We start from the raw sequence: 15,545 nt of genomic DNA on the forward strand, positions 1-15,545 counted from the left end.
GGTTCTATGCTTGAGCCATCGCGACTCAAGTCTCGCGAGTGAACTTGTCTCAACGAAACGGAGCTGAACATGGCACGTGCTGTAGGTATCGACCTCGGAACGACGAACTCGGTTGTCTCTGTCCTGGAAGGCGGCGAGCCGAAGGTCATCGCCAACGCCGAGGGCATGCGCACGACCCCGTCGGTCGTCGCATTCGCAAAGGACGGCGAGGTGCTGGTCGGCGAGACCGCGAAGCGCCAGGCGGTCACCAACGTCGACAACACGATCGCGTCGGTCAAGCGCCACATGGGCACCGACTGGTCGTTCGAGGCCGAGGGCAAGAAGTACACGCCGCAGGAGATCTCGGCGCGCATCCTTCAGAAGCTGAAGCGCGACGCCGAGCAGTACCTGGGCGACACCGTGACCGACGCGGTCGTCACGGTTCCCGCGTACTTCAACGACGCCGAGCGCCAGGCCACGAAGGAGGCCGGCGAGATCGCGGGCCTCAACGTGCTGCGCATCGTCAACGAGCCCACCGCGGCCGCGCTCGCGTACGGTCTCGACAAGGGCCAGGAGGACGAGCTGATCCTCGTCTTCGACCTCGGCGGCGGAACGTTCGACGTCTCGCTCCTCGAGGTGGGCAAGGACGACGACTTCTCGACGATCCAGGTGCGCGCCACCTCGGGAGACAACCGCTTGGGCGGCGACGACTGGGACCAGCGGGTCGTCGAGTATCTGCAGAAGCAGTTCAAGGACACGACGGGCGTCGACGTCTCGGGCGACAAGATCGCGCTCCAGCGCCTCAAGGAGGCCGCTGAGCAGGCGAAGAAGGAGCTCTCGAGCTCGGCATCGACCACGATCAGCTTGCCGTACCTCTCGCTCACGGCGGAGGGCCCCGCATCGCTCCAGGAGACGCTGACGCGCGCCAAGTTCGAGGACCTCACGAAGGATCTCGTCGAGCGCACGAAGAAGCCGTTCCAGGACGTCATCAAGGAAGCGGGCGTGTCGCTCAGCGAGATCGCGCACGTCGTTCTCGTCGGCGGATCCACGCGCATGCCCTCGATCGCCGAGCTCGTGAAGCAGGAGACGGGCAAGGAGGCGAACAAGGGTGTGAACCCGGATGAGGTCGTCGCCGTCGGCGCCGCGCTGCAGGCCGGCGTGCTGAAGGGCGAGCGCAAGGACGTTCTGCTCATCGACGTGACCCCGCTGTCGCTCGGCATCGAGACCAAGGGCGGCGTGATGACGAAGCTCATCGAGCGCAACACCGCGATCCCGACCAAGCGCAGCGAGACCTTCACCACGGCCGAGGACAACCAGCCCTCCGTCGCGATCCAGGTCTTCCAGGGCGAGCGCGAGTTCACGAGCGACAACAAGCCGCTCGGCACGTTCGAGCTCACCGGAATCGCCCCCGCGCCCCGCGGCATGCCGCAGGTCGAGGTCACCTTCGACATCGACGCGAACGGCATCGTTCACGTCTCGGCGAAGGACAAGGGCACCGGCAAGGAGCAGTCGATGACGATCACGGGCGGTTCCTCGCTCGGCAAGGAAGACATCGACCGCATGGTGCGCGAGGCCGAGGAGAACGCCGAGTCGGACAAGAAGCGCCGCGAGGCCGCCGACACGCGCAACCAGGCCGAGACGCTCGCGTACTCGGTCGACAAGCTCCTCACCGACAACGACGAGAAGCTTCCCGTCGACGTCAAGGAGTCGGTCAAGGCCGATGTCGATGCGCTGAAGGCCGCGCTCGCCGGCGATGACGACGACGCCGTGAAGTCGGCGCTCGACAAGCTGAACGAGTCGCAGACCAAGCTCGGCGAGGCGATCTACGCCCAGTCGCAGGAGGAAACGAACGAGGCACCGGCCGAGGAGTCCGCGTCGGATGACGAAGACGTGGTGGACGCCGAGGTCGTCGACGACGAAGAGGACGAGAAGAAGTAATGACCGACCAGGACCCGACCTCGCCGAACGACGGCGAAGACCAGGTCCAGCCGGACGCCGAGGCGGGGGCCGCAGAAGCCCCCGCCTCCGGCGAATCCGCTGAGACCTCATCCGATGATCTGACGATCGACGAGATCCTCGACGCGGAGCAGACCGACGAGGCCGTCGAGCAGGACAAGAGCGACTACGAGACGCAGCTCCTGCACGACCTCAAGCGCATTCAGGCCGAGTACGCGAACTACCGTCGCCGGACCGACGAGCAGCGCCAGATCGAGATCGATCGCGCGAAGGGGGCCGTCGCGAAGCGGCTGCTGCCCGTGCTCGACGACCTCGATCGCGCCGCGAAGCACGGCGACCTCGCTGAGGGATCCGCGTTCGCGCTCGTCGCCGACAAGATGCGGGTCGTCGCGACCGAGTCCGGCCTCGTCGCATACGGCGAAGTGGGCGACGTGTTCGACCCGCAGCAGCACGAAGCCGTCTTCCAGGCGCCCACCCCGGGTGCCACCGAGACGACGATCCTCGAGGTCGTCGAGGTCGGATATCGCCTCGGCGATGTCGAACTGCGCCCGGCCAAGGTGGTCGTGGCCGTTCCGGCCGAATAACGGGAAGAAGGCGATCGATGGCCAGCCAAGACTGGTTCGACAAGGACTTCTATCGCACGCTCGGCGTCTCCAAGGACGTCGATCAGTCCGAATTGAAGAAGGTCTACCGCAAGCTCGCCCGCACGTATCACCCGGATTCGAATCCGGGTGATACGGCCGCCGAAGCGAAGTTCAAGGAGATCAGCGAGGCGTACGCTGTCCTGTCGGACGTCGAGCAGCGTAAGGAGTATGACGAGCTCCGTGCGATGGGTTCGGGCGCGCGCTTCACGGCGGGCGGATCCGGATCCGGCGGCTTCGAAGACGTCTTCAGCCGCTTCTCGCGCGGCGGCGGCGGATCCCCCGACTTCGACGACATCTTCTCGATGTTCAACAGTCAGGGTGGGGGCGGCCGTCGCGGCGGCTTCGGCGGATTCGGCGGGCCCCAGAAGGGCGCCGACGTGCGGGCGCGCACGACGATCGACTTCCTCGACGCCGCGAAGGGCGAGACCATCTCGCTCAAGGGCGAGGACGGCAAGCCGTTCAAGGTGAAGATCCCCGCCGGCGTCGCCGACGGTCAGAAGATCCGGCTGCGCGGCCGCGGGCGCCCCTCGCCCAACGGCGGCGAGTCAGGCGACATCGTCGTCGAGGTCGCAGTCCGGCCCCACCGCGTGTTCTCGCGCGACGGCAGAAATCTGCGGCTCACGGTGCCGGTGACGTTCACCGAGGCCGTGCTCGGCACGACCATCGAGGTGCCGACGGTGGACGGCGCGACCGTGAAGCTTCGCGTCGCGCCGGGAACGCCGTCGGGTCGCGTGCTGCGGGTGAAGGGTCGCGGCATCAAGACGTCGAAGGGCACGGGTGACCTGCTCGCTGAGGTCGAGGTGGCCGTACCGGATCACCTGACCGACGAGCAGAAGGCCGCACTCGAGGCGTACCGAGCCGTCGAACCGAACGAGAACCCCCGTTCGGCCCTGTTCCTCTGATGACCGTGTCCCCGTTGGTGTCGGAATGGCGCCGCCATTCCGACACCAACGGGGACATCGTAGGGGTATGAGACACCAGGAGGTGTGAGATGCAGTTGCCCGAGGGAGTGAGCGACCAGGACCCGATCTTTCCGATCGCGGCCGCCAGCGAGCTGTCCGGCCTGCACCCGCAGACTCTGCGCCAGTACGACCGCACCGGGCTCGTGGTGCCCGGTCGCACCCGCGGCGGATCCCGTCGTTATTCGGCGCGCAACGTCGTGCAGCTGCGCGAGGTCGCGCGACTGTCGGCCGAGGGTGTGCCGCTCGCCGTGATCCAGCGCATGCTCGACCTCGAGAACGAGGTGCGGGATCTGCGCGACGAGGTGCGCTCGCTCGCCGCCGAGCTGCACCGCGAACGGCAGAACCGTCCGGGTGCCCGCGTCTTCGCGACGGGCATCGACGGAGGCGCGATCACGCTCAACGGCACCACCCGCGTGCGGCGTCGGGCCGACATCGTGCTCTGGCACCCGCCGCGCGGCTGACTCAGGCCTCTGCGGTTCGCGCGGGCGCGAGCGTATCGCCCCGCACGAATGTGCACGGCAGGAGCGTCTGCATCGGCGCACCGGACGGATCCGCGAGCCGGCGCTCGAGCGCGTCGAACCCCAGCTCGCCGAGCTCGGGCGCGGGCGTGCGCATATAGGTGAGCGACGGATCCGACATCTCGGCCATGTACGAGGACGACCCGAGCGAGAGCACGCTGACGTCCTCCGGCACGCGCACGCCGGTGAGCGCGAGACCCCGCACGAATCCGGACGCCGCGTGCTCGTTCATGATGATCACGGCCGTCACCTCGGGGTGCTCGCGCGCGAACCGCTCGCCGAGGATCCGCCCCTCGGCGGGGTGCTCTTCGCTGCTCGAGAGCGTCTGGCGCAGTCCGCGCTCGTCGGTGGCCGCGAGGTACGCGCCGCGCGCCCGCGACACGGCGCCGTGGTCGTACTCGGGGCTCGAGCTGTACACGAACGCGATGTCGCGATGCCCGAGGGCGGCGAGGCGGTCGATCGCCTCCCGCGTGGAGGTGGCCATGTCGATGTCGACGTAGGGGAGTGCCGACGGCTCCTCGGTGCGGCCGATCATCGCGAACGGCACGTCGTTGTCGGCGAGCGCGTTCACGCGCGGATCCTCCAGCTGCACCTCCATGAGGATCACCCCGTCGACGAGCCCGCCGCGCGCGAGCACGTCGATGTGCTCGGTGTCGGTGCCGATCGGCCACATGATGAGGTCGTAACCGCGCTCGCGCGCCCGGCGTGAGGCGCTCGACAAGAACGCTACCGCCGTGTGCGACAAGGATCGCTCGAGCACGGGGAACAGCAGCGCCACGATGCGGGTGCGCCCGTTCGCGAGGGCCGCGCCGATCGGGTTGCGGCGGAAGCCGAGCTCGCGCATCGCAGCATGACGACAAGGGAGTACATCGTGCGGAAGAAGAGGATCCTCGTTTCCGGAGCGGTCGCGGCCGCAGCCACCCTCGCGCTCGCGGGATGCGGCGGGGGAGGCGGTGGAGGAGAAGGCGGTGGCGACGCGAGCACGCTCACGATCCTCGACTACTACGACAACGAACCCGACTCGACGCTGGTGCAGGAGGCGCTCGACGCGTGCGCCGAGACCGTCGGTGTGGAGATCGAGCGCGAGAGCGTGCCGGGCCCCGACCTCATTCAGACCGTGCTGCAGCGCGCGCAGTCGAAGACGATGCCCGACGTGCTGATGCTCGACAACCCCGACGTGCAGGAGATCGCGGCGACCGGAGGGCTGACGCCGCTGTCGACGTTCGACATCGACACGTCGCCGTTCACGCAGTCGATCCTCGACGCCGCCACCCACGAGGGCGAGGTGTACGGGCTCGGCCCCGCCGTGAACACGCTCGGCCTGTTCTACAACGTCGACGTGCTGGAGGAGGCGGGCATCGAACCGCCGACCACCTGGGGCGAGCTGAAGGAATCGGCCGCCGCGCTGACGGATGGCGATCGCTACGGCGTCGCGTTCTCGGCGATCGCCGACTACGAGGGCGCGTGGCAGTTCCTCCCGTTCATGTGGACGAACGGCGGCGACGAGGCCGAGCTCGATTCGCCGGAGAACGCCGAGGCGCTGCAGCTGTGGGTTGACCTCATCGAGTCCGGATCCGCCTCCGCCGGCACCGTCAACTGGAGCCAGGGCGACGTGCAGGCGAAGGCAGCCGAGTTCGTCGAGTGCATGTCGAACGAAGAGACGTCGCTGTCGATCGCCGAGAGCCGCTACCTCGTGCCGACGCGCACCGACCTCATCGACGGCTACATCGAGCAGGTGCCGGAGATGGAGGCGTTCGGCGAGCAGATCAAGACGGCGCGCGCCCGCACGGCCCAGCTGGGTGCCGAGTGGCCGAAGGCGGCGACCGTGATCTACAACGCCGTACAGCTCGCAATCACGGGCGAGGCGACCGCTGACGAGGCGTTCGCGAAGGCCGCCCAGGGCTGACGCGATCCGCGGCCCGGCGATCGCGCCGGGCCGCGGTGCGACGGTGCACCATGACTGCAGAGACGATCCGACGCCCCGCGCGCAGGAGGATCCGTCGCGACGATGTCGCGAAGCTCCTCTTCGTCGTGCCGGCGGCGATCTACATCCTTCTGTTCTTCGGATACCCCATCGTCAAGAACCTGACGATGAGCTTCCAGGACTACACGACGAAGACGTTCTTCACGGGCGAGGCCCCGTGGGTCGGCATCAGCAACTACGTCACGGCGATCACGAGCAGCCTGTTCGGGCCCGCCCTGCTCAACACCGCCCTGTTCACGGCCGGATCCCTCGTGGGACAGTTCGTGATCGGGCTCGGGCTGGCGCTGTTCTTCCAGAAGAAGTTCCCGCTGTCGACCATCATGCGGGCCCTCCTGCTGCTGCCGTGGCTGCTGCCGCTCATCGTCGCGAGCGCGACGTGGCGGTCGATCCTCGACCAGGACAGCGGCATCCTGAACCGCTTCCTGGGCGTGTTCGGCGTGGATCCGGTGCCGTGGCTCTCGAGCCCGGATCACGCGCTCATCGCCGTGATCATCGTGAACATCTGGGTGGGCATCCCGTTCAACGTCACGCTGCTCTACGGCGGTCTACAGGACATCCCGGAGGAGCTCTATGAGGCGGCGTCGCTCGACGGCGCGACAGGGTGGAAGGCGTTCTGGCACATCACGCTGCCCAACCTGCGCGGCGTGATCGGGGTGACCCTCGTGCTCGGCGTTGTCTACACGCTGAAGGTGCTCGACGTGATCCTCGGGCTCACGGGCGGCGGGCCGGCGAACGCGACGCAGACGATCGCGATCCGTTCGTATCAGACCTCGTTCGTCGACTTCGAGTTCGGCGTGGGCGCGGCGTTCAGCAACATCCTGATCCTCATCTCGCTGGTGTTCGCGATCGTCTACCTGCGCAGCAGCCGCAAGCCCGTGGACGAGTAAGGAGACCGTGCCATGACCACCACCGCACTCATCACCGTCGGCAGCGGGCGCTCCCGCGGCCTGCGCGGCGCCAGCGGCAAGCAGCTGGTCTACGTCGCGATCGGCGTCGTGCTGCTCGTCGTGATGCTGTTCCCCGTCTATTGGATGATCAACGCCTCGCTGCAGCCTTCCGGCAACACGCTCTCGGCAGGGCTGTTCCCAACGAATCCCAGCTGGGCCGGGTACGAGAAGGCCATCAGCGACCAGGGGCACAACCTCATCACGAGCCTTATCGTCTCGGCCGGTGCGGTCATCGTGAGCCTCGGCATCGCCGCCCCGGCGGCGTACGCGCTCGCGCAGTTCCGGTACCGCTGGATCACGGGTGCGCTGCTCGCGATCCTCATCGCCCAGATGATCCCGGGCATCGTGATCGCGAACGCCCTCTACGCGGCGTACAACGACCTCGGCCTGTTGAACACGTACGTCGGGCTCATCGTCGCGGACGCCTCACACTCCGTGCCGTTCGCGATCATCGTCATGCGGGCGTTCATGCAGAACATCCATCCGTCGATCCTCGAGGCGGCGCGCGTCGATGGGGCGGGCCAGTTCCGCACCTTCTGGTCGATCGCGCTGCCCGTGTCGAAGAACGCGATCATCACGGCGGGCTTGTTCGCGTTCCTGTTCGCGTGGAGCGACTTCCTGTTCGCGCTGACCCTCACCACCACCAGCGACATCCGTCCGGTCACCCTCGGCATCTACCAGTACCTCGGCACGCAGGTGTCGAACTGGAGCGCCGTGATGGCCACCGCTGTGCTGTCGTCGCTGCCCGCGATCATCCTGCTGCTCATTGCGCAGAAGTACATCGCGGCGGGCGCGATGGGCGGATCCGTCAAGTGACACTCTTCGAAGAATCAAGGAAAGGAGCACCCATGTCCGGTGCCGACCACCCCATCCGCGTCGTCGTGTGGGGCGAGAACGTCCACGAGCAGGAGCAGCAGGAGGTGCGCGACATCTACCCGGATGGCATGCACACCACCATCAAGGAGGGCATCGAGGAGAACCTCGGCGAGCGGGCATCCGTTTCCGCCGTGACGCTGCAGGATCCGGAGCACGGTCTCACCGAGGAGGTGCTGCGGGGCACCGACGTGCTGGTGTGGTGGGGCCACGCGGCCCACGGCGACGTGGCCGACGAGGTCGTCGCGCGGATCCACCGCCACGTGCTCGCCGGCATGGGGCTGCTCGTGCTGCACTCCGGCCACTGGTCGAAGATCTTCGGGAAGCTCATGGGCACAAGCTGCACGCTGCGCTGGCGGTCGAAGAACGACCGCGAGATCGTGTGGACGGTCGATCCGACGCATCCGATCGCGCAGGGGGTCCCGCACCCCTTCATCATTCCGGCGCAGGAGATGTACGGCGAGTTCTTCGACGTGCCGACGCCGGACGAACTCGTGTTCCTCTCGACGTTCACGGGTGGCGAGGTCTTCCGCAGCGGTATGACCTATCGGCGCGGCTTCGGCAAGATCTTCTTCTTCAGCCCGGGGGATCAGGACTACCCGGTGTACCACCAGAAGGAGGTGCGGCGGGTGCTCGCGAACGGTGTCGAGTGGGCGATGACGCTGCGTCCCGAGCGCACGGATCCGGTGCTCCTCCGCTACGAACCGGAGGACTTCTACAACGGTCACGGGTACTCGGGGGCGATGGAGAATTGAGCACGTTCCGAACGATCGACCACGTTCGGCCCCTCCGCATCGTGCAGGCGGGGGCCGGCGGGATGGGGCGCGCGTGGCTGCGCACCATTGCGGCGGATCCGACCGTCGAGCTCGTCGGGCTCGTCGACCTGAACCTCGACACGGCGCGGGAGGCGCTCGCGGAGCTGGGGATCTCAGGCGTCGCGCTCGGCATGAGCGTTTCGGAGGTGGCCGCGCAGACCGGGGCGGACGCCGTCGTGAACGTCACGATCCCGGTCGCGCACCTCCCCGTGAACCGGGAGGCGCTCGCCGCGGGGCTGCCGGTCCTGTGCGAGAAGCCGGCGGCGCCGTCGGTCCGCGATGCCTACAGGCAGGCGGCCGCCGCGCACGCCGGCGGGCAGCTGCTGATGATCAGCCAGTCGCGCCGGTACTTCGCCGCGCTCGATGCGGCGCGGGCCGAGCTTCCGGGCATCGGCCAGGTCACCAGCGTCGCGACGCAGTTCTTCCGGGAGGCGCACTTCCCGGGGTTCCGCGAGGAGATGGCGCACCCGCTGCTGATCGACATGGCGATCCACCAGTTCGACGTCGCGCGCGCCGTGATCGGATCCGAGCCGGTCTCGGTCGTCTGCGATGAGAACAACCCGAGCTGGAGCTGGTTCGACGGCGCCGCCGACGCGCACGCCGTGTTCGAGTTCGCGGGCGGCGCGCGATACGTCTTCACCGGCAGCTGGGTGGCGGTCGGGGATCAAACGGCGTGGAACGGCGAGTGGCGCATCGACGGCGAGGGCGGCACGATCCGCTGGGACGGCGCGGACGCGGTCAGCGTGATCCGCCCCGGCTCGCGTGATGCGCCCGAGCGGATCGATGTGCCCTCCGGCGTGCCGGAGGAGATCGCCGGATCCCTGCGGGAGTTCGTCGCTTGCCTCCGCAGCGGCGCGCGGCCCGAGAACGAGGCCGCTCTGAATGTGGCCAGCCTCGCGATGGTCGAGGCGGCGGTGCGTTCGGCCGAGACGGGCGCACGCGTCGACATCGCCGAGGTGCGCCGGGCCGCGCTCGCCGAGGCGATCGAGATCGAGGAAGATCCGGCGACCCGCGCGGTGCTCGAAGAGTACTGAGCGGGCCCGTCAGCGCGAGGAGTCGCGGATCCGCAGCGCGTGGGGGATCGTGTACGTGCGCGGCGGTTCGGCGGATCCGTTCAGGCGCTCGACGAGGAACTCGAGCGCCGTGCGCGCGGCGGCCTCGTGATCGGGGGCGATCGTCGTGAGCGAGGGCATGATGATCGACGCCATCGGCACGTCGTCGTACCCCGTGATCCGCACGTCCTCCGGCACGCGCAGCCCCGCGTCGACCACGCCGCGCATCGCGCCGAAGGCGAGGCTGTCGGTCGAGCAGGCGATGCCGTCCGGCGCGTTGTCCTCCGCCATGGCGGCGGCGACGGCTCGGGCGGCCGCGACCGTGCCGAAGCCGTCGATGTCGATGAACAGCGGCTCGCGGTCGGCGGTCGCCATCGCGTCGAGGTAGCCGGCGAGCCGCGGATCCTCATCGGTGTCGTGGCGCCGGAGATACGCGACGCGGCGGCAGCCCCGCGCGAGGAGGTGCTCGGCCGCCTCGCGCGAGCCCTCGCGGTTGGGCATGACGATGTGATCGAGGGGCGCGTCGAACATGCTCTCGCCGAGCAGCACGATCGGATAGTCGACCCGCAGGAGGTCCTGGTCGCCCGCGGCGAGGCCGGCGGTCGACAGCAGCAGGCCGTCGTACAGGCGGTTGCGCGACATCGACACGACCTCGAGCTCGGCCTCGCGCGCCGCGCCCGTCTGTTCGATCGCGATGCGCAGCCGGTGCCGCGCGGCCTCCTCGACCACACGTGAGATCAGGTGCGAGAAGTAGGGGTTGTCGACCTCGGGAACCGCGAGCCCGATCGTGCCCGTGCGGCCGGTGCGCAGGTTGCGGCCCGCCGCGTTGATGCGGTAGCCGAGGTCATCGATCGCGGCGAGCACGCGCGTCCGCGTCGCGGGCTTGATGTGCGGCCGGTCGTTGACGACGTTCGACACGGTCATGGGGGACACCCCGGCGGCCCGCGCCACGTCCTGCATCGTCACCATGCTGCACTCTCCTCGCCACATTCTGGCACGGTTCGGTCGCGCGGAGCTTGACATCGCGCGGCGCCTGTCGCAATCTGTGTATCGATACAATAGCCGTCGTCATCTGCGAGGAAGCATGTCTCACGAGTCCACCCGCGTCGTCATCGATCTCGACCTGCCGCTCTCGCGCATCAGCCGCCACCTGTACGGCCACTTCGCCGAACACCTCGGGCGATGCATCTACGGCGGCTTCTTCGTCGGCGAAGATTCGAACATCCCGAACGAGGCCGGCATCCGCCTCGACGTCGTCGATGCGCTGCGCGAGCTGAAGATCCCGAACCTGCGCTGGCCGGGCGGATGCTTCGCCGACGACTACCACTGGCGCGACGGCATCGGTCCGGTCGGCGAGCGGCCGCGCATGGTCAACTCGCATTGGGGCGACATCGTCGAGGACAACTCCTTCGGCACGCACGAGTTCATGCAGCTGTGCGAGATGCTCGGCGCCGATGCGTACGTCAACGGCAACGTCGGATCCGGCACGGTGCGCGAGATGAGCGAGTGGATCGAGTACCTAACTCGCGCGGATGACTCGCCCATGGCCGCCCTGCGCCGGGCGAACGGGCGGGACGAGCCCTGGAAGGTGCCCTTCTTCGGCATCGGCAACGAGGCGTGGGGCTGCGGCGGGAACATGCGCGCCGAGGCATACACGGATCTCGCGCGCCAGTACGCGACGTACGTGCGCGACCACGGCGACAACACGGTCTACCGGATCGCGGCCGGCGCGAACACGGACGACTACCGGTGGACGGCCTCGCTCATGAAGGGCCTCGGGTGCCTCGGCGGCTGCCCCGGGGAGAGCTCGACGCCGTACCAGGCGCTGTCGCTGCACTACTACACGATGACCGGGCCGTGGGACAGCAAGGGATCCGCGACCGACTTCACTGACGACGAGTGGTACGTCGCGCTGTCGCGCGCGTTCCGCATCGAGGAGCTGCTCACGCGCCACAGCACCGTCATGGACGGGTACGACCCCGACAAGCGCGTCGGCCTCGTGCTCGACGAATGGGGCACGTGGTGGGACGTGGAGGAGGGCACGAACCCCGGGTTCTTGTACCAGCAGAACACGCTGCGCGATGCGCTCGTCGCGAGCGTGCACTTCGACTCCTTCCACCGCCACTCCGACCGCCTCGTGATGGCGAACATCGCGCAGACGGTCAACGTTCTGCAGGCGATGCTGCTCACGGATCCCGACACCGGCGCGCTCGTGAAGACGCCCACCTTCCACGTCTTCGAGATGAACACCGGCCATCACGACGCGGGCGCGCTCGCGGCGCACGTCGTCGGATCCGAGAGCCGTCACGTCGACGGACGCGACCTGCCGCTGCTGTCGGCGTCGGCATCGACGAAGGACGGGTCCGCCCTGATCTCGCTGTCGAACCTCGATTCGTCGAGCGCTCGCACGGTCGTGCTCGACCTGCGCGGCGGCGACCTCGGCGAGGTGTCCGCGCGGATCCTCACGGCCGATGACACGGCGGCGCACAACACTCCTCAGGATCCGGATCGCATCGCGCCCGTCGCGCACGACGGCGTGCGCCCCCACCCGCGCGGCCTCGAGGTCGACCTTCCCGCGCACTCGTACGTGACGGTGTCGGTCGCGATCAGCTGACGTCGTTCTGCGTGCTGTGCAGGTGGGCGTAGCGCCCGCCTGCACGCAGCAGATCGGCGTGGGCGCCCTGTTCGACGACCTCGCCGCGCTCGAGCACGATGATGCGATCGGCGCGGCGGATCGTCGACAACCGGTGCGCAACGATCAGCGTCGTGCGGCCGGTCATGAGCCGATCGAGCGCACCCTTCACGAGGGCCTCTGATTCGGGATCGAGCGCCGAAGTCGCCTCGTCGAGCAGCAGGATCCGCGGATCTCTGATGAGGGCGCGCGCGATCGCGAGCCGCTGCCGCTGGCCGCCGGACAATCGGGCGCCGCGCTCGCCGACGAGGGTGTCCCACCCATCCGGCAGAGCATCGATGAACTCGGCGGCGTTCGCATCGACGAGAGCCTGCCGAATGCGGTCGGGGGAGACGTCGTCGAGGCCGTACGCGATGTTGTCGCGGATGGATCCCTCGAACAGCGCCGACTCCTGCGGCACGACCGACATGTGCCGCCGCACGGTGCGCAGGTCGAGTTCCTGCATGTCGGCGCCGTCGAGCACGATCCGCCCGGATGTCGGTCGCACGAAGCCCAGCACGAGGTTCAGCATCGTCGACTTCCCGGATCCGGATGACCCGACGAAGGCGACCGTTTCGCCCTCGCGGATGTCGAGCGAGACCTCGTGCACCGCGTCGCGGTCTGCCTCGGAGTAGCGATGCGAGACGCGCTCGAGCGCGAGATGTCCCGCGACCTCCTGCACATCGCGCTTGCCCTCGTTATGCTCGAGATCGGGCTCGCGCAGCACCTCGGAGATCGACCGCATCGACTCGAGCCCTCGTGCGCCCACGGGGATCAGCATGAGCAGCGAGGTGAGCCCCTGCGTGAGCAGAGTGAAGTAGCTCGAGAGCAGCACGACCTCGCCCGGCGTGATCGGCAGGACGCCCGTCAGCGAGAAGACCGCCGCCGCGACGAGGCAGGTCACACCGAGCAGCTGCATCGCGCCCCACGAGAGCGAGGCGACATGGCCGTTGAGCTTGTCGAGCGCGTAGCCGGCGTGCCGCACCTCCTCCGCGCCCTCCCGCACGCGGGAGACCGCGGTGCGCTCGAGCCCGTGCGCGCGCGTGACGGGAACGAGCGTCGCCATCTCACCGACTCGGGCGGCGAATCCCTCGACCTCGCGCCGGAACACCTCGTTGCGCGTGCGCGACCGGCTGCTGAGCACGCCCCTCAGAATGAGCGCGATCGGGATCGCGAGGGCGTAGACGGGGAGGAACTGCGGCACCGCGATCGCGGTCATCGTGACGGCGCCGACGAGCACCATCGTCGCGGACAGCAGCGGGTGCGTCACCTGCTGCAGCATGATCTCGACGTTCTCGACGTCGCGCACGACCTTGTTCTGCACGATCGACGCGCTCACGCGGGTGTGATAGCCGATCGACAGGCTCTGCAGGCGCGCGGCCAACGCGTTGCGAAGATCCGCGCCCGTGTCGCGCACCACCCTCATGAAGTTGCGCACGTAGACCATGTGCATGGGATAGTTCTGCAGCAGCATCACACCGGCGATCGCGAACCAGGTGAGCACGTCCGACACCTCGCCGCCCGTCGCCACGATATCGATGATCCGCGCGGTGATGACGGGGAGGAACCAGAGCGGAACCTCCTTGCACGCGAAGGCGAGCATGGCGACCGTGAGCCGGCCCGGACGCCGACGCAGCAATCGCGCGACCGAACGGAGCGGCCGCGGGTCATCGGCGATCGTGATGACGCGGACGGCGCCCGTGAACGTTCCCAGCATCGGCGCCCTTCCATCGAGTCTGTGTATCGATACATTACCGGGCCCGGCGAGGCCGGGCCCGGTAATGGGTGCGATGGATCAGCGGATCAGTTGCCGAGGATGACCTCAGCCTCGCCGAAGAACTGGTCGACGGCGTCGTCGACGGTGACGGTGCCGAGACCGAGCTCCTTGCCGATGTCCCAGAACTTCTGTTCGAGAGATCCATAGCCCGCCACGGGCACGGGAGGCGCATCGCCGATGCGGTCCTGCACCGACTCGATGTAGTCGGCGACCTGCTGGTCGGGGCCCTCGAGGGTCGCCCCCTCGAGCTTCGTGTCGGACGCGGGGAACCCGAGTGAGGTGCCGAAGATCTCGCCGGCCTCGGGGCTGTTGATGACGTAGTCGAGGAAGATCGCCGCGGCCTCCGGGTGCTCGCTCGACGACGAAACGGCCATCTGCAGGCCGGCCTGGCGGTACAGGTCCTGGCCGCCCTCGACGTCGAGGGGCGGTGCGACGATCGAGAGGCTCGACGCCCCGGAGTCACCGAGGTAGGACGCGATGAAGTTGCTCCAGCTCGCCTCGCTCACCGTGAGGTTCGCGCCGAAGCCCGAGACGGGGCTGATCTCCTCGAGGCTCTGCTGGGGAACGGCGACGCCGTCGCGGTCGCCGGCACCCGACTCCCAGAACGCGGCGAGCTGCTCCTTCGTGAAACCGAGCTCGCCGTCGTCGGTGTAGAGGTTTCCGCCCTCGGCGCGCAGCACATTCTCGAAGTTCTGGATGCGCTGCGTGAGGTCGGTGCCGCCGTACAGCTCGCCGCCCGTCGCCTCCGTCACCTCGGCCATCCATGCGGAGTAGTCGGCGTAGCTGGTGCCGCCCTCATACGGCTCGATGCCGTTCTCCTCGAGGAGATCGTCGTTGAGGAACAGCGCCCACGCGCTGTAGCCGAGCGGCAGGGAGTACTGCACTCCGCCCAACTGACCGGTGCCGACGAGTCCATCGTCGATCGCGTCGGTCGAAATGAGATCGCCGTACTCACCGAGATCGGCGAGCAGCCCGTTCTCGGCGTACTGGCGCAGGTACGAGTCGGAGAACTGCCACACATCGGGCAGGCCGCCGCCAGCGGCCTCGGTCTGGCGCTTCTCCCAGTACGCGGGGAAGTCGGCGAACGAGCCCTTGATCGTGATGTTCGGGTATTCCTCGTTGAACGCGTCGATGAGCTCGCCGTACCGCTGCGCGCGGTCGTCGTTGCCCCACCACGTGAAGGTCAGCTCGACCTCGTCGCCCGGCTCGTAGCTGTCATCGCCGCTGGTGCCGCCCGCGCAGCCCGTGAGCGCAAGTGATGTCGCGAGGACGACGGCACCTGCGATGTATGTGCTCTTCCGCATGGGATGCCTCTCAGAACTTCTTTGTTCGGCCGCGTCGGGGTGATCGAGGCCAGTGGGAGAACG

14 protein-coding genes are annotated in these 15,545 nt (G+C 68.2%); 10 read left to right on the forward strand and 4 right to left on the reverse strand.

The window, feature by feature from the left end; genetic code table 11:
• Window positions 1-69 precede the first annotated feature (69 nt).
• The 4 genes from dnaK (at window position 70) to G510_RS0114250 (ending at window position 4,002) form a co-directional block, all read left to right on the forward strand.
• Window positions 70-1,917: a molecular chaperone DnaK gene (gene dnaK, locus G510_RS0114235; protein ID WP_029154151.1), complete on the forward strand. Its 1,848-nt coding sequence runs from the start codon at window positions 70-72 to the stop codon at window positions 1,915-1,917.
• Window positions 1,917-2,519, forward strand: a complete 603-nt coding sequence (locus G510_RS0114240) for a nucleotide exchange factor GrpE (protein WP_029154152.1) — start codon at window positions 1,917-1,919, stop codon at window positions 2,517-2,519. The genes dnaK and G510_RS0114240 overlap by 1 nt, the downstream gene beginning before the upstream one ends.
• A 17-nt stretch (window positions 2,520-2,536) precedes the next feature.
• On the forward strand, window positions 2,537-3,481 hold the full coding sequence (locus G510_RS0114245; protein WP_029154153.1) for a DnaJ C-terminal domain-containing protein: 945 nt from the start codon (window positions 2,537-2,539) through the stop codon (window positions 3,479-3,481).
• Window positions 3,482-3,570: 89 nt separating this feature from the next.
• A complete protein-coding gene (locus G510_RS0114250) occupies window positions 3,571-4,002 on the forward strand; it encodes a heat shock protein transcriptional repressor HspR (RefSeq protein ID WP_036323595.1) in 432 nt (143 codons plus the stop codon).
• A 1-nt stretch (window position 4,003) separates the two neighbouring features.
• On the opposite strand, the gene G510_RS17215 is transcribed toward G510_RS0114250, so the two are convergent.
• Window positions 4,004-4,903: a LacI family DNA-binding transcriptional regulator gene (locus G510_RS17215; protein ID WP_051216800.1), complete on the reverse strand. Its 900-nt coding sequence runs from the start codon at window positions 4,901-4,903 to the stop codon at window positions 4,004-4,006.
• Window positions 4,904-4,909: 6 nt separating this feature from the next.
• On the opposite strand from G510_RS17215, the gene G510_RS0114260 reads away from it, so the two are divergent.
• Genes G510_RS0114260 through G510_RS0114280 form a run of 5 tightly spaced genes read left to right on the forward strand, consistent with a single transcriptional unit; the run spans window position 4,910 to window position 9,712 of the window.
• On the forward strand, window positions 4,910-5,965 hold the full coding sequence (locus G510_RS0114260; RefSeq protein WP_029154155.1) for a sugar ABC transporter substrate-binding protein: 1,056 nt from the start codon (window positions 4,910-4,912) through the stop codon (window positions 5,963-5,965).
• 50 nt (window positions 5,966-6,015) lie between these two features.
• Window positions 6,016-6,930: a carbohydrate ABC transporter permease gene (locus G510_RS0114265; protein WP_051216801.1), complete on the forward strand. Its 915-nt coding sequence runs from the start codon at window positions 6,016-6,018 to the stop codon at window positions 6,928-6,930.
• Window positions 6,931-6,942: 12 nt separating this feature from the next.
• The gene (locus tag G510_RS0114270; protein WP_029154157.1) at window positions 6,943-7,806 is read left to right on the forward strand and encodes a carbohydrate ABC transporter permease; all 864 of its coding nucleotides are present in this window, start codon (window positions 6,943-6,945) and stop codon (window positions 7,804-7,806) included.
• Between the two features lie 32 nt (window positions 7,807-7,838).
• Window positions 7,839-8,618: a ThuA domain-containing protein gene (locus G510_RS0114275; RefSeq protein ID WP_029154158.1), complete on the forward strand. Its 780-nt coding sequence runs from the start codon at window positions 7,839-7,841 to the stop codon at window positions 8,616-8,618.
• A complete protein-coding gene (locus G510_RS0114280) occupies window positions 8,615-9,712 on the forward strand; it encodes a Gfo/Idh/MocA family protein (RefSeq protein ID WP_029154159.1) in 1,098 nt (365 codons plus the stop codon). The genes G510_RS0114275 and G510_RS0114280 overlap by 4 nt, the downstream gene beginning before the upstream one ends.
• Window positions 9,713-9,721: 9 nt before the next feature.
• On the opposite strand, the gene G510_RS0114285 is transcribed toward G510_RS0114280, so the two are convergent.
• Window positions 9,722-10,699 carry a LacI family DNA-binding transcriptional regulator gene (locus tag G510_RS0114285; protein ID WP_029154160.1) on the reverse strand — a complete coding sequence of 326 codons (978 nt, stop codon included), beginning with the start codon at window positions 10,697-10,699 and terminating at the stop codon, window positions 9,722-9,724.
• A 115-nt stretch (window positions 10,700-10,814) separates the two neighbouring features.
• On the opposite strand from G510_RS0114285, the gene G510_RS0114290 reads away from it, so the two are divergent.
• A complete protein-coding gene (locus tag G510_RS0114290; RefSeq protein ID WP_029154161.1) occupies window positions 10,815-12,344 on the forward strand; it encodes an alpha-N-arabinofuranosidase in 1,530 nt (509 codons plus the stop codon).
• On the opposite strand, the gene G510_RS0114295 is transcribed toward G510_RS0114290, so the two are convergent.
• Entirely contained in the window at window positions 12,337-14,118 is a 1,782-nt protein-coding gene (locus tag G510_RS0114295; RefSeq protein ID WP_051216802.1) for an ABC transporter ATP-binding protein, read from the reverse strand. The two genes, G510_RS0114290 and G510_RS0114295, sit on opposite strands and share 8 nt — an antisense overlap.
• 86 nt (window positions 14,119-14,204) lie before the next feature.
• Window positions 14,205-15,482: an ABC transporter substrate-binding protein gene (locus tag G510_RS0114300; RefSeq protein WP_036323602.1), complete on the reverse strand. Its 1,278-nt coding sequence runs from the start codon at window positions 15,480-15,482 to the stop codon at window positions 14,205-14,207.
• Window positions 15,483-15,545: the final 63 nt, after the last annotated feature.

Source organism: Microbacterium gubbeenense DSM 15944 (genome assembly GCF_000422745.1).
In the GTDB taxonomy this organism is placed as follows: Bacteria; Actinomycetota; Actinomycetes; order Actinomycetales; family Microbacteriaceae; genus Microbacterium; species Microbacterium gubbeenense.